Source organism: Nostoc sp. (genome assembly GCF_036919895.1).
GTDB lineage: Bacteria > Cyanobacteriota > Cyanobacteriia > Cyanobacteriales > Nostocaceae > Nostoc.
Genome location: NZ_JBALBW010000059.1, coordinates 20707 through 44201 on the forward strand (window position 1 = coordinate 20707; position 23495 = coordinate 44201).

Annotated in this window: 12 protein-coding genes; 10 read left to right on the top strand and 2 right to left on the bottom strand. The window is 39.7% G+C overall.

Features of this window, described 5'->3' with window-relative positions; all coding sequences use genetic code 11:
• The first annotated feature begins 10 nt into the window (after window positions 1–10).
• The 6 genes from V7K55_RS10830 to V7K55_RS10855 all read left to right on the top strand — a co-directional run bounded on the left by V7K55_RS10830 (window position 11) and on the right by V7K55_RS10855 (window position 16956).
• Window positions 11–7747, top strand: coding sequence for an amino acid adenylation domain-containing protein (locus tag V7K55_RS10830; protein WP_334831021.1), 7737 nt, complete (start codon window positions 11–13; stop codon window positions 7745–7747).
• A gap of 52 nt (window positions 7748–7799) precedes the next feature.
• Window positions 7800–8396: a Uma2 family endonuclease gene (locus V7K55_RS10835; RefSeq protein ID WP_334831023.1), complete on the top strand. Its 597-nt coding sequence runs from the start codon at window positions 7800–7802 to the stop codon at window positions 8394–8396.
• Between the two features lie 133 nt (window positions 8397–8529).
• The gene (locus tag V7K55_RS10840; protein ID WP_334831026.1) at window positions 8530–12735 is read left to right on the top strand and encodes a non-ribosomal peptide synthetase; all 4206 of its coding nucleotides are present in this window, start codon (window positions 8530–8532) and stop codon (window positions 12733–12735) included.
• 27 nt (window positions 12736–12762) lie between these two features.
• Window positions 12763–14796: an ABC transporter ATP-binding protein/permease gene (locus V7K55_RS10845; RefSeq protein ID WP_334831028.1), complete on the top strand. Its 2034-nt coding sequence runs from the start codon at window positions 12763–12765 to the stop codon at window positions 14794–14796.
• A gap of 30 nt (window positions 14797–14826) precedes the next feature.
• On the top strand, window positions 14827–16500 hold the full coding sequence (locus tag V7K55_RS10850; RefSeq protein WP_334831030.1) for a GUN4 domain-containing protein: 1674 nt from the start codon (window positions 14827–14829) through the stop codon (window positions 16498–16500).
• A gap of 18 nt (window positions 16501–16518) precedes the next feature.
• Entirely contained in the window at window positions 16519–16956 is a 438-nt protein-coding gene (locus tag V7K55_RS10855; RefSeq protein ID WP_334831032.1) for a hypothetical protein, read from the top strand.
• Between the two features lie 55 nt (window positions 16957–17011).
• Here the strand turns inward: V7K55_RS10855 and V7K55_RS10860 are convergent, their stop codons facing one another.
• Both V7K55_RS10860 and psbQ read right to left on the bottom strand, forming a co-directional pair.
• Window positions 17012–18124 carry an NAD(P)/FAD-dependent oxidoreductase gene (locus tag V7K55_RS10860; protein WP_334831035.1) on the bottom strand — a complete coding sequence of 371 codons (1113 nt, stop codon included), beginning with the start codon at window positions 18122–18124 and terminating at the stop codon, window positions 17012–17014.
• A gap of 133 nt (window positions 18125–18257) precedes the next feature.
• Window positions 18258–18713, bottom strand: coding sequence for a photosystem II protein PsbQ (gene psbQ, locus V7K55_RS10865; RefSeq protein WP_334831036.1), 456 nt, complete (start codon window positions 18711–18713; stop codon window positions 18258–18260).
• Between the two features lie 374 nt (window positions 18714–19087).
• Here psbQ and V7K55_RS10870 point away from each other — a divergent pair, with 374 nt between their 5' ends.
• From V7K55_RS10870 to V7K55_RS10885, 4 genes are all read left to right on the top strand, one after another.
• A complete protein-coding gene (locus V7K55_RS10870) occupies window positions 19088–19516 on the top strand; it encodes a hypothetical protein (protein WP_334831038.1) in 429 nt (142 codons plus the stop codon).
• A 204-nt stretch (window positions 19517–19720) separates the two neighbouring features.
• Window positions 19721–20896, top strand: coding sequence for a hypothetical protein (locus V7K55_RS10875; RefSeq protein ID WP_334831040.1), 1176 nt, complete (start codon window positions 19721–19723; stop codon window positions 20894–20896).
• Window positions 20897–21136: 240 nt separating this feature from the next.
• On the top strand, window positions 21137–22576 hold the full coding sequence (locus V7K55_RS10880) for an NB-ARC domain-containing protein,Caspase domain-containing protein (protein WP_334831042.1): 1440 nt from the start codon (window positions 21137–21139) through the stop codon (window positions 22574–22576).
• Window positions 22570–23495, top strand: a 926-nt coding sequence (locus tag V7K55_RS10885; protein WP_334831044.1) for a tetratricopeptide repeat protein, incomplete at its 3' end; no start/stop codon positions are given. The genes V7K55_RS10880 and V7K55_RS10885, both read left to right, overlap by 7 nt.

The window sequence follows — 23495 nt, forward strand, 5'->3', positions numbered from 1 at the left end:
AACAAGTATTATGAGCGATATTCTAAAACGTCTTAAAACCCTCTCACCTGAAAAGCGAGAATTAGTCTTACAAAAGCTGAAAAAACAAGAGCAATCTTCACAAAATGACAACAGACTAATTTCTGTTTCGCGCCAACAACCGCTTCCCCTCTCTTTTGCTCAACAAAGATTATGGTTTATCGACCAACTAGAAGGCGAAAATTGTGTATACAATGTCCCGTTTTTCTTACAAATTAGTGGATGTCTTGAAATAGCAGCTTTAAAAGAAGCTATTACAGCAATTATTCAACGTCATGAAGTATTACGTTCTAGCTTTTCAGTTGTCGATGGTTCGCCGATACAGGTGATTCATGACAATCCCCAGTTGATGATGCAACTGATAGATTGGCGACAATTGACAGAAGCAGAACAGTTAGAAAAAGCGCAACAGTTAGCGATAGAAGAATTACAACAACCCTTTAACTTATCAAACCCACCTTTGCTGCGGGTAAAGTTGTTGCAATTGAGTAACCAATCTCATCTGCTGTTGCTCGTTATTCATCATATCGTTTGTGATGGCTGGTCAATGCAGATATTCCGCCGGGAATTATTCACGCTTTATACCGCCTTCTGTGCTGGGAAACTTTCTCCTTTACCAGAATTATCGCTGCAATATGCCGATTTTGCTCACTGGCAAAGGCAATGGTTACAGGGAGAGGTACTTCAAAAGCAACTCAATTACTGGCAAAAACAATTAGCCGGAATCCCGCCACTGTTAGAATTACCCACAAATCAACCCCGCCCATCAACTCAAACCTATCGGGGGCGTAGTGAGTTTGGCACACTCAATCAGGATTTAACTCAAAAGTTGAAGCGTTTGAGTCAGGAGTCAGGAACAACTCTGTTTATGACCTTACTGACAGTGTTTGCGCTGTTACTTTCGCGCTACAGTGGACAGGAGAATATTGTTGTTGGTTCTGCGATCGCAAACCGTAACCGTCGAGAAACTGAGCCATTAATTGGCTTTTTTGTCAATACCTTAGCATTACGTACCAACTTACAAGGCAATCCCACCTTCTTAGAATTGCTGGAACGGGTGAAGCAAGTAACCCTAGATGCTTACGAACATCAGGATTTACCCTTTGAAAAACTAGTTGATGAATTGGGTTTAGAGCGATCGCTTTCCTATCATCCCCTATTTCAGGTAGCTTTTGGCTTGCAAAATGAAACCCAAGAGACACTAGAAACCCCTGGATTAACCCTGAATCCCTTTAAATGGGAAAACACAACAACGCTGTTTGATTTGTCCCTAATGGTTCGGGAAACTCCTCAAGGGTTAACAGGGGAATGGGAATATGCCACCGATTTGTTTGCAGCTACAACTATTCAACGGATGGTAGGAAATTTTGCAGTTTTGATTCAGGGAATTGTTGATAATCCTCAACAACCAATTAATACTCTACCGTTACTCACACAAGTTGAACGTCAACAACTACAACATTGGAATCAAACAGAAACTGATTATCCTCTTAATCAAACTTTAGTTGACTTGTTTGAGGCTCAAGTTGCGAAAAATCCTAATAATCTTGCTTTAGTATTTGAATCCCAAAGCCTAACTTATCAACAACTTAATCAAAAAGCTAACCAACTCGCTCATTATTTAATTCAAAATTACCAAATTAAACCAGATACCTTAATTGGTATCTGTGTTGAACGTTCTTTAGAAATGATTATTGGCGTACTCGGTATCCTCAAAGCGGGTGCTGCTTATGTACCGATTGACCCCAATTATCCACAAGAGCGTATTGGATTTATGCTACAAGATTGTGGAACATCGGTATTGCTCAACCAAAGTTTTCTTCAAAAACAATTACATCTGGCTGAACTAGAACACCAGGTAATTTGTTTAGATGAAGATATTTTTAGTTCGGCATCAACAGATAATCCCAATCGGAAAATTACAGCTGATAATTTAGCTTATATAATCTATACTTCTGGTTCTACGGGACGACCCAAAGGGGTGATGATTGAGCATCAAGCAATTGTTAATCTCGCTTTAGCTTGGACAAAAACTTTTCAAGTTCAACCCCAAAGTCGTTGGCTTCAGTTTGGTTCTTTTAGTTTTGATTTATCTATTGGTGAAATTGCTACTGCATTGTCCGCAGGTGCTTGTTTGTATTTAGCCCAGAAAGAAAGTTTGTTACCTAGTCAAGCTTTAGTTGATTTGTTGGCTGATTATAAAATTTCCCATTTTGCATTACCTCCTTCTGCTTTATCTGTATTACCGGAAGCGATCTTACCTGATTTACAAGCCATAATCGTTGGTGGTGAAGCTTGCCCAGCCGAATTGGTGACACAATGGAGCAGAGGAAGATGTTTTTTCAATTGCTACGGCCCGACTGAATCGACGGTTATCGCCACTATTGCTAATAGTCAACCTAATGTCAAAAAACCTCCCATTGGTCAACCATTATCTAATATTCGCATCTACATTTTAGATGCTCACAATCAACCATTACCCCCAGGAATACCGGGGGAATTGTGCATTGCAGGAGTAGGTTTAGCACGAGGCTATTTGAATCGCCCCGATTTAACCGCCGAAAAGTTTATTCAAGTTAATTTATTCGGTAAAAATGAACGAATTTACAAAACTGGTGATTTAGCAAGATGGAATTTTGATGGTAATCTTGAGTATCTAGATCGGATTGATGCTCAGGTTAAATTACGGGGCTTCCGTATTGAATTGGGTGAAATTGAATCGCTATTATTGCAACACACTTCAGTTAAAGAAGCAGTTGTAACTCTATATAAAACTGATAGTAATCCCAGGTTGGTAGCATATATCACGGCTGTGGAAAAATCCAGCGATTTAGCTAATCAACTCAAAGAGTATCTGAAAACTCGCCTGCCAAATTATATGGTTCCTAGCCAGATTATGGTATTGGATAAGCTGCCACTTACACCTAACGGTAAACTAGATCGGAAAGCACTACCAACACCAGATTTAAACGCTTCCAATGACTTTGAAATTCTTGTTACGCCAACAGAAGAACTTCTGGCTATTTTATGGCAAAGTCTTTTAAAAGCTAAGTCCGTTGGTCGTAGAGACAACTTTTTTGAACTGGGTGGACATTCCCTATTGGCGACTCAATTAGTTACCCGCATTCGTGAGAGTTTTGGTGTGGAAATACCTGTACGCAAGGTATTTGAGCAGAGCATTTTGTCTGAGTTGGCAACAGAAATTGATAAAGCCTCTTCAGTAATCGCTTTACCACCCATCACACCACAGCCGGAAAATGCTCCTAAAAATCTCTCCTTTGCCCAATCAAGACTCTGGTTTTTAGCCCAACTTGAAGGCACTGGAACCTCGACTAATTATAATATGTCAACGGCTTTACAGCTTGATGGCAAGTTAAATATAGAGGCGTTGCAAGCAAGTTTTAATTATCTCCCCAATCGCCATACCATTCTCCGTACTTATTTTCCAGCTTTGGAGGGAAAGGCGCAAGTAGTTGTCCAAAATTTAGAATATATTGAAGTACTGGAAATTGCAGATTTACAAAAACTTGATTCCCAGACTCAAGCAGAAACTGTACAACAGTTATTAGATAACCACGCCCAAGAACCCTTTGATTTAAATACTGGCCCTCTATTCAAAGCAAAACTACTGCAATTAAGCGAACATAAAAATGTGTTGCTCTTGAATATGCACCATATTATCAGTGATGGCTGGTCGATGGGCGTATTTAAACGGGAATGGGAACAGGCTTATTCGGCTTTTGCTGCGGGGTATGCTCCAAAATTGTCACCATTGCCGATTCAGTATAGTGATTATGCTGCTTGGCAGCGCAGTTGGTTGCAAGGGGAGATTTTAGAAAGTCAGGAAAATTACTGGAAACAACAACTAGACGATGTTCCCCAATTACTAGATTTGCCTACCGATTATCCCCGTCCAGCCCAACAAAGTTACCAAGGTGGACGTGAAGAATATCGTTTGAGTAACGAACTGACTCAGAAACTCAAAATCTTGAGTCAAAAATACGGGGTTAGTTTGTTTATGACCCTGTTGACGGCTTTTAATATCTTGCTATCGCGTTACAGCCGTCAAGAAGATTTATGTGTTGGTTCTGCGATCGCTAACCGCACCCATAGTTATACAGAATCATTAATTGGCTTTTTTGTCAATACCTTAGTATTACGGAGCAAAATCAAGCCAGAGCAAGGATTTAAGGAGTTACTCCAGCAAACACGCCAAACTTGCTTAGATGCATACTCCCATCAAGATATTCCCTTTGAGTATTTGGTAGAACAGTTACAACCAGAACGCAGTCTCAGCCATAACCCTTTATTCCAAGTGATGATTGTGTTGCAAAACACCGAAGGGGCCGGGACAAATGTTAGTCTTCCAGGGCTGGATATTAAATGGTTGGATCAAAGTTATCCTTATGCCAAGTTTGATTTGACACTCGATCTTTGCGAAAGAGACGAGCAACTACATTGTATGTGGGAATATGCCACCGATTTATTTGAGGCAGAAACCATTCAACGCATGGCGGGACACTTTGAAGTCTTACTTGGTGCGATTATCGAAAATCCTCAACAGCCGATTAGTAAGCTGCCCTTGATGACAACAGCAGAAATTCAACAACTGCAAGTTTGGAATCAAACTAACATTGATTATCCTCAAAATCAGACCCTTGTAACTTTGTTTGAACAACAAGTTGCACAAACCCCCGATAATATTGCCGTGGTGTTTGAAGATTGCAGCCTGAGTTATCAAGAACTGAATCAGAAAGCTAATCAACTGGCATATTCTCTATTAGAACTCAAAAAAGAGCAACAATTACCTGATAATCCATTGATAGCGATTTGTGTAGAGCGATCGCTAGAGATGGTCATTGGCTTGTTTGGTATTCTCAAAATGGGTGGGGCTTATGTGCCGATTGATCCGAGTTATCCCCAAGAGCGGATTCGTTTTATGCTGGAAGACTGTGGGGCAAAGGTTTTGCTAACTCATAGTCAGCTTAAACATAGATTAGCGATTAAAGAATGGGATCGGCAATACCAAATAATATGTCTAGATAAAGCTAACTTTGCAAATCAATCTCCAGATAACCCACCTTGCCAAAATCAAGATGATTTGGCTTATGTAATTTATACATCAGGTTCTACTGGGCGACCAAAAGGCGTAGAAATACTGCACCGTGGTTTAAGTAACTATTTGCACTGGGCAAAAGACTTCTATGCGGTAGCCCAAGGGCAAGGGACACCTGTACAGTCTTCCCTGAGCTTTGATGCAACCATTACCTCTCTTTTTCTACCTCTAATTTGTGGACGTACCACCACCTTGGTGAGAGAAAAACAAGAAATTGAAGCTTTAGCAAACATCGTCAAAGAGAACAAACATCTTTCCCTTGTCAAAATCACGCCGTCTCATCTGGAAATCTTAAATCAGCAACTCGATGCAGTTACTATGCCAAATCGAGTGAATGCCTTTGTTTTAGGTGGTGAGGCATTACACGCTAACCAAATAATTCCGTGGCTGACTCATGCCCCCGATACGCGCTTAATTAACGAATATGGGCCTACAGAAGCGGTTGTGGGGTGTTGCGTTTACGAAGCAACTGGAAAAACGGATGTAGTAGGTGATTTATTGATTGGACAACCAATTGCCAATGCACGAATTTACATTTTAGACAACCAAAATCAACCGCTACCTCCAGGAATTCCTGGCGAACTTTGTATTGCGGGTACTGGTTTAGCCCGTGGATATCTAAATCGTGCCGAACTCACAGCAGAAAAATTTATCGAACTGGAATTATTTGGGGAAAAAGAACGAGTATATAAAACCGGGGATTTAGCAAGATGGTTGCGAGACGGAAACTTAGAATATCTGGGGCGGATTGATAACCAAGTAAAACTGCGGGGCTTTCGGATTGAATTGGGTGAAATTGAAGCTTTATTAACTCAACACCCCAAAATTGGACAAGCAGTTGTGATTTTAGCAGGAGAAGATGCGATCGCGCAACGCTTGCTAGCTTACATTGTACCCACACCAACAGATAACAACTTTGAAGATAAAAGTCTGCAAGTTGAACAGGTTGAATTATGGCAACAAGTTTTTAATGATAGCTACTCTCAGCAACAAATCCCAACCGAAGATCCAACCTTGAATCTAGCAGGCTGGAATGATAGTTACACAGGAAAACCAATTCCTCAAGCGGCGATGGAGGAATGGCGAGATACAACAGTAGCCCAAATTCTGGAACTGCAACCGCAACGGATTTGGGAAATTGGTTGTGGGACAGGGCTATTATTATTTAAAATTGCGCCTCATTGTCAGCAATATTTGGGTACGGATCTTTCACCTGAAGCATTGCACTATATTGAACGACATCTCAAACAGCAATCTCTCCAAAACAAAGTTAGCTTAAAAGCCAGTGCTGCGAAACAGTTTGACGGCATTGAAACAAATGCTTATGACTTGGTAATCATGAATTCAGTCATCCAGTATTTTCCCTCATTGGATTACTTTTTGTCAGTGTTGGATGGGGCTATGAAAGCTATAACGACTCAGGGAAAAATCTTTATTGGGGATGTGCGAAATCTGCATCTCTTGAAAGCTTTCCACACCGCAGTCGAGTTTCATCGCGCCCCTGATGAGTTATTAATTAAGGACTTGCGTCAACAGATTCAAAAAAGCATTGAAACTGAAGGTGAATTACTGATTGATCCTGATTTCTTTATTGCCTTAAAACAAAGATTTCCGCGAATTAGCCATCTACAAATTCAATTGCAACGGGGTTATGCCCAAACGGAAATGAGCCGTTTTCGTTATAACGTTATTTTACATTTGGATCAAGTAGATACTCCCGTTACATCACCTCAATGGTTAGATTGGCAAAGTGAAGAACTGAATTTGGAAACAATCGAGAAAATTTTAACGACTCAGCAACCAGATTTGTTAGGTATTAAGAATATTCCTAATGCTCGTCTCACCTCAGAAATGATGCTATTAGAAGAAATTGTTCAATTAGATGGTAATGTTGCAGATATAAAAGCGGTAATTTCTCAAGTTAAACCGGGTATAGAACCCGAAGCATTCCGAAGTTTAGCAGGAAATTTTCCCTATACACCTTTTATCCAATATAATCCTACCGAATTTTCTAATTACGATGTTGTTTTTCAACGGAATATTTCTGGAGAAGTGACATTACCACGATTTACGCAAGGGGAGAATTTACAACTGAAACCTTGGCAAGATTATGCAAACCAACCGTTACAACATCGCACTAATCAAGTCGATTCAATTTTGTTAGCTGAATGGCGAGATTTTCTGGGCAAAACTCTCCCTGATTATATGATTCCTAGCCATTTCACTATTTTAGAGCAACTGCCATTAACACCGAATGGTAAAGTAGACTATAAAGCCTTACCTACCCCAGATACAGGAGTTTCAGAAACAGATATTGAATTACCTGTAACTTCGACAGAAAAATTGCTTGCCGAATTGTGGGCGAAGCTGCTTAAATATGAAGCGATCGCCCGACAAGATAACTTCTTCAACTTGGGGGGACATTCATTATTAGCAACCCAACTCATTGCTCGCATCCGTGATAAATTCAAGGTGGAACTGCCTTTGCGGAAGATATTTGAATTCCCTATCCTCACTGAATTAGCTCATTATATTAATACCTGTATGTGGGTTAATTCTACGGATGAAAGTATGCAGCCTCTCAACTCAGATGAAGAGGAAATCGAATTTTAAATTACCACGACTGAAAACACATTTTCAAGTAAAATTATCTTTAACTTAATCTATGATTGCCCTATCTGATTCCGCTTTTCTCACTCCCGAAGCCTACCTAGAACTAGAAGAAAAAAGCAACATTAAACACGAATATATCGATGGTCAAGTTTATGCAATGGCAGAAACAACTGATACCCATAACACCATTGCCCTAAATCTTGCTTTATTGATTCGTAATCACTTCCGAGGGTCAGACTGTCGAGTGTACTTTGCCGATATTAAAGCCCAACTTGAAAAACGTAACCGCTTTTATTACCCTGATATCATCGTAACCTGTGACTCTAAAGACCGAGAAGCCCCGACTTATAAACGCTTTCCTAAACTTATTATCGAAGTTTTATCCGAGTCCACTGAAGGCTTTGACAGAGGTGATAAATTTAACGACTATCAAACCCTTGATACCCTAGAGGAATATGTTTTAGTTAACAGCAAACACCAACGAGTTGAAACCTTTCGCCGTAATGACCAAGGCTTATGGGTGCTACAAACCTATACACCTGATGAGCAAACATTTGAACTCCAAAGCATTAACCTGACCGCTACTTTTACCGACCTTTACGACAATGTAGAATTGGAAGCAATTGTACAGCAACCAGAACTAATTTAAAAGGGTAAGTTCGTAGTAAGGACTTTAGTCCTTATATTCTAAGCACTAAAGTGCTTACTACAAACCATGAAAAATAGTTTAAAAAGTCATATTTACTGTTAATAATAAATTTTGAATTTGTGCGAATAAAATTATGACTAAAAATGAGCAATTTGTTGGTTTAATGCTGCGTTTGCAGAATATAGGATGTCGAATTTGGGCTGAAGATGATAAGCTCCGAATTCGGACTAATAAAAACACCCTCACTTCTGAACTCAAGCAAGAGATTCAAACCAACAAGGCAGATATATTAGCATTTTTAAATTCTGCCAAAGCTACAACAGTCATAGCAGAGGAAATCCCGGTATTACCAGATGATGCCCCAAAGCTTCTTTCATTTGCTCAACAACGCCTCTGGCTTTTAGCGCAACTCCAAGGGCCGTCAGCTAGTTACAATATGCCGATGGTTTTACAACTGGACGGCAACCTCAATATTAATGCCCTGCGCTCTACTTTCGCTTATCTGCTTAACCGCCATACCAGCCTACGGATGTATTTTCCCACAGTGGCAGGAAATCGCCAGGTTGCGATACTTGCGGCGGTAAACTACGCAAATTTAGACGACATCGAAGCTTTAACGATACAAAACTGCCGTAACCTTGAAGAATATCCCCAATCCTCAGCCATTCAACATTTTATCGATGCTCATGTTCAAGAACCCTTTGACTTAAATACTGGCCCTTTATTTAAAGCGAAACTGCTGCAACTCCAAGAGCAAAAATATGTATTACTCATTAATATGCACCACATAGTGAGTGATGGCTGGTCAATGGGAGTGTTTCTCCGTGAGTTCAGGCAAGCTTATACGGCTTTTGCCCAAAATCAGACACCAAGCCTTGCACCATTACCTATTCAATACAGCGACTACGCAAACTGGCAACGAAACTGGCTACAGGGTGAAGTATTAGAAGCTCAAATTAACTACTGGAAACATCAACTTCAGGATGCTCCCCCATTACTAGAGTTACCTACCGATTATCCCCGTCCAGCATTGCAAAGCTACCGAGGCGCACGTTATCTCTATTCCCTAACGCCAGAATTAAGCGCTGCTGTTAAAGCCTTAAGTCAAGAACAAGGCACAAGCTTATTTATGACTTTGTTGGCAGCTTTGAATGTTCTACTTTCTCGTTACAGTCGCCAAGAAGATTTATGTATTGGTTCTCCTATTGCTAACCGCACCCATAGTCAAACAGAGTCATTAATTGGCTTTTTTGTCAATACTTTGGTATTGCGTAACCACATTAAACCTGAGCAAAACTTTATTGAGTTCCTTCAAGAAACTCGCCAAACTTGTTTAGATGCATATTCTCATCAAGATATTCCCTTTGAGTTTCTGGTAGAAAAGTTACAACCAGAACGCAGTATGAGCCATAATCCTTTATTCCAGGTCATGTTAGCTCTGGAAAATAATGAAAGTCCCGACTTTAGTTTGCCAGAATTAGAGATTCAATGGCTCGATTTATATTGTCCATTTGCTAAGTTTGACCTCACACTTCTGGTCATAGAATCTGACAACCAGTTAAATTGCTCTTGGGAATATGCTACCGATCTTTTTGATAAAAGTACTATCCAACGGATGGCGGAACAGTTTGAAGTTTTGCTTAAGGGAATTGTTGATAAACCTCAGCAACCTATAAAAACTCTACCTTTGATGACAGCCGCCGAAGCTCTACAACTACAACGCTGGAATCGAACAGAAACTAATTATCCCCACGATAAAACTCTAGTTGAGCTATTTGAACAACAAGTTGCGAAAAATCCTGATAATCTCGCTTTGGTGTTTGAATCCCAAAGCCTAACTTACCAACAACTTAATCAAAAAGCTAACCAACTCGCTCATTACCTAATTCAAAATTACCAAATTCAGCCAGACACTTTAATTGGTATCTGCGTTGAACGGTCATTCGAGATGATTATTGGTGTACTCGGTATCCTCAAAGCAGGTGCTTCTTATGTACCAATTGACCCCAATTATCCACAAGAACGCATTGGGTTTATGCTACAAGATTGTGGAACCTCAGTTTTGCTCACCCAAAGTTTTATTAAAGATAAATTACCTCTAACCGAATTAAAACATCAGGTGATTTGCTTAGATAAAGATCCTTTTAGTTCAGCATTAATAGATAATCCCAATCTTCAAATTACGCCTAATAATTTAGCTTATATAATCTATACCTCTGGTTCTACGGGACGACCCAAGGGGGTGATGATTGAGCATCAATCAATTGTCAATCTAGCTTTAGCTTGGGCGAAAACTTTTCAAGTTCAACCCCAAAGTCGTTGGCTTCAGTTTGGTTCTTTTAGTTTCGATTTATCTATTGGTGAAATTGCCACTGCTTTATCCGCAGGTGCTTGTTTGTATTTAGCCCAGAAAGAAACTTTGTTACCTAGTCAAGCTTTGGTTGACTTGTTAGCTGATTATCAAATTTCCCATTTTGCGTTACCTCCTTCTGCCTTATCTGTATTACCTCCAGCCACCTTACCTGATTTGCAAGCCATAATTGTTGGTGGTGAAGCTTGCCCAGCCGAATTGGTGACACAATGGGGAACAAGAAGATGTTTTTTCAATTGCTACGGGCCGACGGAATCGACGGTTATCGCCACTATCGCTAGTTGTGAACAAAATGGGAAAAAACCGCCAATTGGTAAACCATTATCTAATATCCGCATCTACATTTTAGATGTTCACAACCAACCATTACCTCCAGGAATTTCAGGGGAATTGTGCATCGCAGGAGTGGGTTTAGCACGAGGCTATTTGAATCGCCCTGATTTAACCGCCGAAAAGTTTATTCAAGTTAACTTATTCGGTAAAACTGAGCGAATTTACAAAACTGGTGATTTAGCAAAATGGAATTCTGATGGTAATCTTGAGTACCTGGGTCGCATTGACGATCAGATTAAATTACGAGGATTTCGGATTGAACTCGGTGAAATTGAATCAATCTTATTGCAACATCCCTTAGTTAAAGAAGCAATTGTAACTCTATATAAAACTGAGAATAACCAAAGTTTGATTGCATATCTAACGGGAATTACTAGTGATTTATCTACACAATTAAAAAACGATCTTAAATCCCGTCTGCCCGATTACATGATACCTACTCAGATTATCGTCCTAGATAAGTTGCCTTTAACTCCCAATGGGAAAATTGACCGAAAAGCTTTACCCGCTCCCAATGATGAGATTGAAGGCTTATATGAAGCCCCACGCAACGAAGTTGAACAACAGCTAGCAAAGGTTTGGTCTGCTGTTCTCGAACGTCAAGAAATTGGAATTAATGATAACTTCTTTGACTTGGGGGGACATTCTTTACTAGCGGTAAAACTGCTCAATAATATTCAAGAAATATTTGATCGACAACTTTCTTTAAGTAGTTTATTTCAGAATCCTACTATTGCTCAACTGGCACAACAACTAAGTAATAATGAGGTTCAACAGTCAAATTCTGATTTACTTGTACTTCAACCTTTAGGAGATGCAACCCCTCTATTTTGTCTTCCTGGCGCAAACGGACACAGCTTCTATTTTCGAGATTTAGCAATCAATTTCACTAATGAACGGGCAGTATATGGACTCGAAACTCCAGGAAGAAACGGCTCTAATACTCTCCCTGAGTCGGTTGAGCTTCATGCTAGTCAACTGATTGAGCAATTACGTCAACAGCAACCCAAAAGTCCGTACATACTGGCAGGATATTCTTCAGGCAGTGCCGTTGCTTTTGAAATGGCTTCTCAACTCGAACAGCAAGGTGAAACGGTTAGTTTACTGGCTATCTTTGATGCCGGACTAGTTTCTCGCCCTGAGTATATTACTGATAGAACAGACCTTGATTGGATTTGGCAAACGATTCAACGAATTGAAGCCTTGAAGGGAATCTCTTTAGGTCTGCAATATGCTGATTTAGCCGCTCAAACTGATGATCAAGCCAGGTGGGAACTGACGGCAGAGTATTTGTACCGTCATAATGTTCTACCAGAACACTCAACCCTCTCCTTGCTGAAAACAAATCTGCAAGTGATGAAAGTGCTGACGCTCAATTATGCTAAATATCAGCCCCATCATCCAATTTCTGCACCCATTGTTTTATTCCGCGCTCAAGAAGTTCAGGAGATTCTTTTGCAAGAACTACAAGCTTTTTCCGATTGCGATCTACCTGATTGGGGCTGGCAAAGCTATACTCAACAGGCTGTCAGGGCTATTGAAGTACCTGGAAACCACGGTCGAATGCTTTATGAACCCAATGTAAAAATCTTAGCCAGACAATTACAGCTTGCGATCGCAGATGGAGCATGGTAGAGATTAATACCAAAATAGGAGTACAATATGCAATCCAAAACTTTTCGCGATCAACCCTTAAAGAAAGATTCTTTTATTTCAACTTTTACTCAATTTTGGGAGGATGTAAGAGCGATCGCAGGGCCTTACTGGTATCCCACGGAGGCACAAGGAAGAGTATTTTCAAATGTAATTCGTGCATGGGGAATGCTCATCCTCCTAATATTATTAATAGTTGCGCTTGTGGGTGTAACAGCCTTTAATAGCTTCATTAGTCGCTATTTGGTCGATGTGATTATTGAAGAGAAAAATTTTGATAAATTTGTTGAGACAGTATCGCTTTATGGTGCTGCTCTTGTCTGTGTAACACTCTTAGTAGGATTTACGAAATTTATCAGAAAAAAAATTGCTCTTGATTGGTATGAATGGCTAAATAATCACACCTTAGAAAAATATTTCGGGAATCGAGCTTATTATAAAATCAACTTTAAATCTGATATTGATAATCCAGATCAACGTTTATCTCAAGAAATTGAACCTATTACTAGAAGCGCTCTCAATTTTTCAGCTACTTTGCTAGAAAAGACGCTAGAAATGATAACTTTTTTAGTCATCCTCTGGTCAATTTCCCAATTTGTTGCAGTTGTTTTGATTGCTTATACCATCATAGGTAATGTGATTGCTGTTTACTTGACTCAAGAATTGAATAAGATTAATCAAGAGGAACTTGAATTTAAAGCTGATTATGCTTATGCTCTAACCCATGTTCGGAATCACGCTGAATCGATAGCTTTTTTTCGGGGAGAAAAACAAGAAGTTAATATAATTCAGCGCCGATTTAGTAATCTTCTAAAAAGTGCTAAACGCAAGATTAATTGGGAGAGAAATAAAGATATTTTTAGCAGGGGATATCAGGCTGTTATCCAAATATTTCCCTTTGTAGTACTAGGCCCTTTATATATTAGAGATGAAATTGATTTTGGAGAAGTTGGTCAAGCTAGTTTAGCTTGCAATCTGTTTGCTAATGCTATGGCAGAAGTAATCAATGAATTTGGAACTTCTGGAAGATTTTCTAGTTACGTTGAGCGTTTAGGTGAGTTTTCAAATGCGTTAGCAGCTGTTACTAAAGAACCAGAGAATGTAAAGACGATTAAAACTATAGAAGAAAAGCGTCTTGCTTTCGAGCATGTCACCTTACAAACACCAAACTATGAGCAGTTAATCGTCGAAGATTTATCACTTTCTGTTCAGCCTGGAGAAGGTTTATTGATTGTTGGGCCGAGTGGTCGAGGTAAAAGTTCTCTGTTGAGAGCGATCGCTGGTTTGTGGAATGCTGGAAGTGGCCGTCTGGTGCGACCTCCCTTAGATGAAGTATTGTTTTTGCCCCAACGTCCTTATATAATTTTGGGAACTTTGCGCGAACAGTTACTCTATCCTCAAACAAATCGTAAAATGAGCGATCGAGAACTTGAAGGAATTTTGCAACAAGTTAACTTACAAAACTTGCTGAGTCGAGTAGATGGTTTTGATACTGAACTTCCTTGGGAAAATATACTCTCTTTGGGAGAACAACAGCGTCTTGCATTCGCACGATTATTAGTCACTCATCCGAGCTTTACTATATTAGATGAAGCAACAAGTGCTTTAGATTTGAATAATGAAGGGAATTTATATCAACAGTTACAATCAACGAAAACAACTTTTATCAGTGTTGGACATAGAGAAAGTTTGTTTAATTATCATCAATGGGTTTTAGAATTATCACAAGATTCTAGTTGGCAACTTGTCAGTGTGGAAGATTATCGGCTTCAACAAGTAAATCAAATTGTCAAAGAACCATCCGTAAAGGCTGAAGTACCAATAGATATTTTACCTAATAATCAATCCCCAACTCAACCAGAAATATCTCCTGAGATAAGCACAATTTCCGGACTTTCTCATAAGGAAATGCAAACATTAACAGACTCTCCTATTAACACTATTAGAAGCAAAGCTAGTCTGGGAAAATCCATTACTGCTAAGGATGGTTTTACTTACCGCTATGATAAAGACCCCAATGTGTTGAAATGGATAAGAGCTTAACAACTATTTATACTTTTGAAAACCAGGAACATGCTAACTAAACAGCAAAGACAACTAATTGCTTACGAAAATATTTCCATTTACGAACAAACTTATAAATTGCCCGTTTTAAAAAATAACGGGGTAAAAATAGTTCAAAAAAAAATTAGAGAACGTCAAAGATTAATTAAAGAAGGCGTTCGATATAACCACCAGTTTGGGGGGCTAATTAAGCGAAAAGAAGAAATTAGTCAGGGAGAAATTTTTGAGGAGATCCAATTATTCATTAAGGACTACATTCATATTATTGATTTACTAGAAAACTATAAAGATAGTTATCATGATTTTTTGTTAAAACTTACAGATAACTTAAAAAAATTATTTAAACAAAAATATCTGGAAATAAAAAGTTTAGAAGATGAAAGAAGCAAACTAGAGATAAAAAATAAAGAAAATCTGAAAATAGTTGAAGAGTTGAGATGGGAAAAGCAAGAAAACTTTAAGGCAGTTTTATTATTAAGCAATGCTTATTTTATGATGTTAGAGAAAATAAAATTGCTTGGTAAAGGAATTAAAAACCTTACAGAAGATACCAAAAATCAAAAAGAAATCGTTCAGCAAATAATTAGAGATTTAGAAGTCTATCAAGAGATTTATGAATATCAAATAAAAGCTAATAAAATCCGTCAGGAAATAGCTAAAATTGCTCATACTGCAAGTAATTTTGAAAATTCTCTGCAAGATTATTTTAGTCCGTTTCAATCTTTAATAGATGAAGTTGTTAAAGTAGATGAATATTTTTATAAAACTGTTGGAGATATTAAAATTTTAGGTGATAATATTTTGAAGTACAAGTCTAATTTATTAAACCTTGAAACAAACGAGACAATTGCTGATACTTTTCTTGATTTCATGGTGACAAGTTATGAGAAACAAACTAGATTAAAAGATGCTTTTATTGAATCTCAATTATTAGATTGGCAAATCAATAATTTTGATTTGAGTGAGAATGATGTCTTTTTAGATAAGGGGATTGATTTAATATCTAATTATATATCTAGTGAACTCACCGATCAAAGAAAACTACTAGGGATAGCAGAAGTAAACTTTGTTTCTACAGTGCCTCTATCTTATCTTCAAGATATAGGATTGATGGAACTGACTAATAACAATGTTACGTTCCAAAGTAATAGAAATATCGATTATACCCAACTGCGGGATCTTCTCGCACAGCACAAGTGGAAAGAAGCTGACATTGAAACTACTAAATTAATTCTACAAGTCATGAATAAGACTTATTGGAATGAAGTTTATAAGGAAGATATTGATAATTTCTCTTGTCAAGACTTCCATATTATCGATCAACTTTGGGAAGAATACAGTTATGGTTACTTCGGCTTCAGTGTTCAGGAAAGTATCTGGAGTGAAATGGGTGGTCAAGTAGACTATGAAACAGAAAAGAGACTTGGCGATCGCCTTGGTTGGCGAAAAGAGGGAAACTGGTTAGACTACGAACAACTAACTTTTAAATTGTCCCCGATGACACCGATGGGACATTTACCAGCTAAATGGCTACATTATGACCAACATACCTTTGACTTATCTTCAAAGTCATCTACAGAAGACCTTTCAATGGGAGCGTGGCGGGTAGGGTCTTGGTTAGTTTGGCAGATGCATTTATTTTTTTCTCGGGTAAAAATTTGTAACCGAACATCAATACTTTAATAAATTTAAAACATCAATATGGATAATATTAATCTTTCTGATATAGAAATAGAAGTTTTACTTTTTGGAAAATGGCGTTTTGATACAGCTTGGGAAAAAATATCTATTATCTTTAAAGATGATATGACTTACGAACAAACTAGGGTTCAAACATTTTTTCTATATAAACCTAAAGAACTGATAACAGGGAATAAATTTAATGGTGTATGGTACGTAACCGATCGCAAACTGCATCTAAATATTAAAAGTATTCCTAAATCATTTTTAAATTTACAAATACCCCTAGCTTTTAAAATTTCTATTGCAGATATTGTAGCTACTGTGGGTTCTTTATTTACAGCCGAAAAGTATGAAATCGTTAAAATTAATAGTTCTAAATTTTTGCTAAAGGATGGAGAACAATCAATTATTGGTACAAAAATAAGTATCCCATCTGGAATGTGGGGTAAGACTTAACAATTAAAAATTAAAAATTAAAAATTAAAAATAATCAAATTACAGACAGCTAGGTTTACCTACTTGCTACTGCCCGATCGCTAATCATCTCACGAATTGCATAAGCTGTGGCGGGTGCTAGTAAAACACCGTTGCGATAGTGTCCGGTAGCTAAGAGGATGTTACTAAACCCTGGTAACTTACCAATAACTGGGGCTGGGCGACCTTCAGGACGGGGACGTAACCCTGACCAAGTGCGGAGAATTGTTGCCGTAGCTAACTCTGGGCAAAATGCGATCGCTTGTTTTCTCACAGATTCCAATAGTTCTTGATTTGGCGGTATCTCATTTCCATTGCTGGGAAATTCCACCGTCGCACCTACCCAATAATCTCCACCGCCTACAGGAACAATATGCACATCGTTACCCGTTATTGCTGGCTGGAAGTCTGGATTGCCTAATGGATGCCCTACGCGCATTTGCAATGCTTGCCCAAGTACGGGGCGGATGTCAATTATCTGATTTAATTTTGCCGTCAAAGGTGTAGAACCTAGCCCTGCTGCAACTACAAACCAATCAGCGGCTATTTTTCCTTCTGTAGTCTCAAGTTGATTGCAAAATTGTAGGGAAGATTCAGGTGTTGAGTTTGAGGCATCCAAAACAGTCACGCCAAATTTGAAAGTTACCCCATTTTGCTGGGCAGCCTCAACTAAAGCTAATGTGAGAGCAGTGGGATCGAGTTGACGATCTTGGGGAGAATAGATAGCGCCAGTAATTGTTTCACAATCGACTTGAGGACAGATATTCTGGAGTTTAGCTGTGTCCCATATTTCTAAATGCCAGCCTTGAGATTGGCGAATTTCTACAAGTTTTTCCCATGCTGCTAAATTCTCTTCCTCCAAACCCAGGCTGAGAATTCCCTGACGGTTAAAAGGGATTTTGCGGCCTGTTAAAGCTTCTAATTCGGGAATTAAAGTTTCATAGCGTTGGATGCTAGTTTGTCGCATCTGCCAAGCTTTGCCCTTGATTTTTTGACTGATTACGCCCATCAAAACGCCAAGTGCAGCGCCTGTGGAAGCTTGGGCTGGTGGTTGGCGATCGCAAACTGTGATTTTGAGTCCTTTGACTAGACTCAGTTCATAAGCGATCGCAGCCCCAACTACACCACAACCGATAATAACTACATTCATGACTTGTGCTTCAAGTGAGAAGTTAGGAGTTAGGAGTTAAAAATTTAAAATTCCTAACTCCTGTACAGATGCGATAAATCGCGTCTCTAACTCCTAACTCTTGTACAGACACGATTCATCGCGTCTCTAATTATTAACCCTCTTCTTTTTTAGGAAGCAAATCGAGGAATTTGTCAAGGTCTGCAAAAGCAGCTTGGGAGTTATTTAAGGCAACTAGAGGATTGCTAGCACTAGTAGCTTTATCGAGTTTAACCAGGTCTTTAAAAAAATCTCGCGTTATTTGACGGGCTGTAGGTTGGTCTTTGGGTAGAAGGTTGGGAGTGATATAAGTCAGATTCAGCTTTACTTCTGTTATCGGGCCATGTATAAAGTTACGCACATTGATCCAATCACCTTTTTTAATCAAGGTTGTCAACTCATCTGAGCGATCGCGCACAGCCTGAATTTGAGGAACATAAGTCTGAATTCTTTCAAGTTGAGTCGCTGTGTAAGTTGGAGGTGCGATCGCAACACCAGGGCTACCACAACTCATGAGGAATGTGGCCAATAATACTAAAACAAGTGAAAAAATCGAGCGTTGACGCACCATACAATGAACTTAATTGCTTTTTGTTTACCGATTAATAGTGTCATTTTAGATCGTCGCTAGCGCAATTTATCGTTATTGTCTGCCAAGAATCTTGCAGAAAGTCTTGATATTTTTCCCAAAGGGCAGAGTTTCATCTGCTTTTTAGAAATTTTTAAGTACAATTACTTAATAGGTGTTAGAGGTGTTAGCCAGTCCCAACAAGAAGCGATTTTTGGCATCTGTTTAGTAACCAGAATTGTTAGGGAAGTATGATTTAGAGTTGCTAAATCTCAAAGGTCTTGATAAGCTGAAACACCAATATATATAAGCCTTCTGGCGGTTTTTCTCTCTTCACATCCCCGAAGATGCCGACGCAATTATAGGAGTGTTTTTTAGTGAATGCAGCTGAACAGGCAACAAACCTTGAACTCGCCAGCAACATTGCTACGGTAGTTAACTTGTTCAAATTCGAGTTTCCTGATGCCAAATCTGACCTCAAACCCTGGAAAAATGACCCGGAAACTAGGGAGTTAGTCGATCCAGAGTCTATAGATATTGGCTTTCACTTTCCTGGTATTAGCAAATCTTGGCGAAGTCGCAGTATTTTAATTCAAATCAGATTTTATCAAGATCCCGTCAATAATTCCCGCCGTGCGATCGGCGTGGAGGTAGCTGGATTCGATCATCGCGGTGAAGCGTGGCGACTTTCTACAGTAGAAAACTGGAGTGTTGTCGGCGCATCTTCGCCCTCTGATGAAATCGAAGATAAGCTCAAACAAATTTGCCGACAGATTTTAGAAATTTTTAATAAACAAAGTGAATAAAGTACTTCCAAATAAAAAATATCCCAAAACAGACACAAAACCCCTCTCATTTCTCCTCTCTCTGTGTTCTCTGCGCCTCTGTGGTTCGTTTATTTAGATAATTTATTTCTTCGACTTGTCTCAGAGAAACTAGTGAGGAATAATACAGAGGAAAGCTTTGCGTAGGCATAGCCCAACCCAGGCATCACTAGCCCCCTTATCATAATGACCACTGTAATATTTGTACATGGCACTGGTATTAGAGAACGAGAATACAACGAAACCTTTCAGGTAATTGAGCAAAAGATTCACGCCCAACGTCCTGATATCAAAGTTGCTCCCTGCCTTTGGGGTGCATTAGGTGCGAAATTCAATAATAATCGGGCATCAGTACCCTTAGAAGATGCAACACTAGCTTTATCTCCAGGAGAAGAAGACGCAGAGATTGTATTGTGGGGGCAATTATACCGCGATCCTCTGTATGAATTGCGGCTGTTGTCTTTGAAACCGATAGAGTCAGGAAATCCCTTTGGGGAAGAACCAGGGGATATTTTACAATCTCGTGTAGCCAGTCTCACACCCACATCTCAACTGCAAGCTAAGTTGCAAGAGGCGGGAATTGCAGAGGTATTTGAGCCAGCACGAGAGGCTATTATCCACAGTGAACCCTATGAACGGGCTTTGCTCACAGTTTCCGAAGCTGATTTGAGTGAATATTATGCACCAATAGCTAGAGCGATTGTGGCTCAAGCAATGTTTATTAGCGAACAGGAAGAAAAATTTCCCCCCATACTCACCGATGCCCAATTGCGCGATGATGTTGTGGAATTGCTGACTCTGGGTTTAGGAGAGGCGGAATTAGGATTGGGTAGCTGGTTATTAAAGCCATTTGTTGAACTAGCACAGCACGGCGGAACAAATTATGTGAGAGGAAACCGCCATGAGTTAACTGATAAAATTTCGCCTATGCCTGGTGATATTTTGTTGTATCAGACGCGGGGTGAAAAAATCAGGGAGTTTATCAAGCAACGAATCGAAGAAGCAGAACCGCCAGTGGTTTTAATCGCCCATAGTTTGGGAGGTATCGCTTGTGTAGATTTGTTAGTACAGCAGCAGTTATCTCAGGTGGAATTATTGGTAACAGTTGGTTCCCAAGCACCATTTTTATATGAGATTAACGCCCTCTACAGCTTAGAATATGGGCAGTTATTGCCAGAGCATTTCCCGGAATGGTTGAATATCTACGATTTACGGGATTTTCTCAGTTACGTGGGTAAGAATATTTTCCCTGATAGAGTGCAGGATGTGCTAGTGGATAGCAGACAACCATTTCCCCGTTCCCACGGTGCTTATTGGACAAATGCTAAAACCTGGGAGGCGATTATTTCGAAGTTGCCATAATGCTTTACTTTTTAGGGTATCTAGAAAACCCCTCTCTCAACCTCTCCCCTACAAGGCAAATCATTAGTTATGATTCCCACAGTCATTGCACCCCACCCCCAACCCCTCCCCGCAGGCGGGGAGGGGAGACAAAGCATAGCTTTGGCGGGGTGGGGTTCTTCGAGTTTAATAAGCAATCAAGCGGAGATGATATTAGGTCATTTTCCCCATTATGTGAGAGGCTAGGTCATCATGCAGTTGATGGCTAAACCTGAGCGGACATTTGGGTTAATTGTGGGTATTGAAAAGTACCACGAAACTGCTTGGAACGTGCCAGGTGGGGGGCCAGCCAATGACGCGCTGAAATTTGCTGATTGGCTGCATCGGCGCGGTGTACCGAGGGAGAATATTCGGTTATGTTTATCAGCGCTGGAAGAAAATCATCAGTTAATTGGGGAATGTGGGTTAACTGTAGAGTTAGCAACAGAGCAAAATATCTCCGACATTGTGACTAACTTTTTATCCCCAAAGTCGGGGGATTTACTATACATTTTTTGGGCGGGACATGGTTTGATTACCTCAGAACGAGAGCGTCGGTTGTTTTGTGCTGATACAAATCAACAGAATTGGCAGAATTTAGATTTAAATTCTTTATTGGTTTTGTTGGGTTCCGATAAATTTCAGATTCGGAATCATATTTGTATTATTGATGCCTGTGCCAATTATGTTTTAGAGTCGAAGGGAAGACCAACTAATTTAGGTGGTAAAGCTTTTTTGAGTGGACAGCCACATAAAGATAGTCAACAATTTGTGTTACTGGCTACGCGGGAAGGAGAAAAAGCTGAGGTAAATTCTGAAAATAAAACAGGATACTTTTCTCAAGCAGTGAGAGAGGCTTTTGCTGAAGCTAATGGGAATTTTCCACCGGATATGAAAGGAGTTACTGAGGCAGTTAAGCAGCGATTTATTAGTTTAGATAAAAAACAACTGCCGACTTATTTTTATTCCCGCAGTTGGGATGGAGATATTGAAAAATCTCATTTCAACCCGTTTGATATTCCGCATAATATCCAACAGAGTCAAGCTCGTAAGTTTGTTGGCAGAGATGAGCAAATACAACAATTGCGTCAGCTATTGCAAGTAAATGATGTTGTGGCTATTAGCGATGTGACTGGACAAGGTGGCGTGGGTAAAACAGAGTTAGCTATTCAATACTCATGGCAATATTTGGAAGATTATTCTGGTGGGTGTTGTTGGTTAAATCCCCAAGGTATTGATTTGGGAACCCAGTTAGTAGAATTTGGAGTTGTGAATTTACCTAACTTTAATCCACCGGATGGATTAAGCCTAGCAGGTCAAGTTGCTTATTGCTGGAAGAACTGGCAAGCTGGGAAAGTTTTATTAGTATTTGATGATGTTAAAGACTGGATGCAAATTAAACCCTATTTGCCACCTAAAGGTTCTCGGTTTAAGGTGTTAATTACCACTCGTCAAAACACGGGGTTAATATATCCATCACTGCCGTTAGGTGAATTGTCACCTGATGCAGCCTTAGAATTATTAGCAAAGCTATTGGGGGATGAATATGTTCAACAGGAGGTGGAGACAGCAAAAGGAATTTGCAAATTAATGGGCTATATACCAATTGGACTTTACCAAATAGCGGCGTATAGTCGTAACCGAGGGGGAGTATTATGCTAGCAGACATCCTCGCACAGCTACAGAAGCAAGCATCAGCAGGTGAGTCTGGTGTAGCAGCAGCTTTTGAGTTGAATTGGCAAAGCTTGGAACCAGAGGCACAAAAATTGGCTTGTTTGGTGAGTTTATTTGCTTTGGCTCCTATCCCCTGGTCAATGGTAGAATCAGCCGCAAGTGCTAGCCTTATGGAATTTGACCTCAAAGCTAACTGCACTATTTTAGTTGAACGTTATTTGCTGCAAGAATTGGCAGATGACACTTACCAAATCCATGATCGCATTCGGGAATTGTTGCAGCAGAAGTTAGAAGAGTTAGCGGAAGCTGACAAACTCAAGCGCGGCTTTTGTCAAGCAATGGTAGCCGTAGCAAAAGATATTCCTCAGACACCCACATTGATAGAAATTGCTCAAGCAACTCTTGCCATCCCTCACCTTGCCGGAACTGCTACAGTTTACCAAACTTGGTTAAGCGATGATGATTTAATCTGGCCTTTTGTAGGCTTATGTAGATTTTACCAAGGTCAAGGAGCCTACGAGCAAGCTTTACCTTGGCGTGAACAAAGTTTATCAGTTACTAAAAAACGTTTTGGGGATGAACACCCAGATGTGGCAACTAGCCTGAACAATTTGGCATTACTCTACGATTCACAGGGAAGGTACAGCGATGCCGAACCTTTGTACATCGAAGCTTTGGCGATGAGTAAACGCCTGCTGGGGGATGAACACCCAGATGTGGCAAGTAGCCTGAACAATTTGGCATTCCTCTACAATTCACAGGGAAGGTACAGCGATGCCGAACCTTTGTACATCGAAGCTTTGTCCATGACAAAACGCCTGCTGGGGGATGAACACCCAGATGTGGCAAGTAGCCTGAACAATTTGGCATTCCTCTACAATTCACAGGGAAGGTACAGCGATGCCGA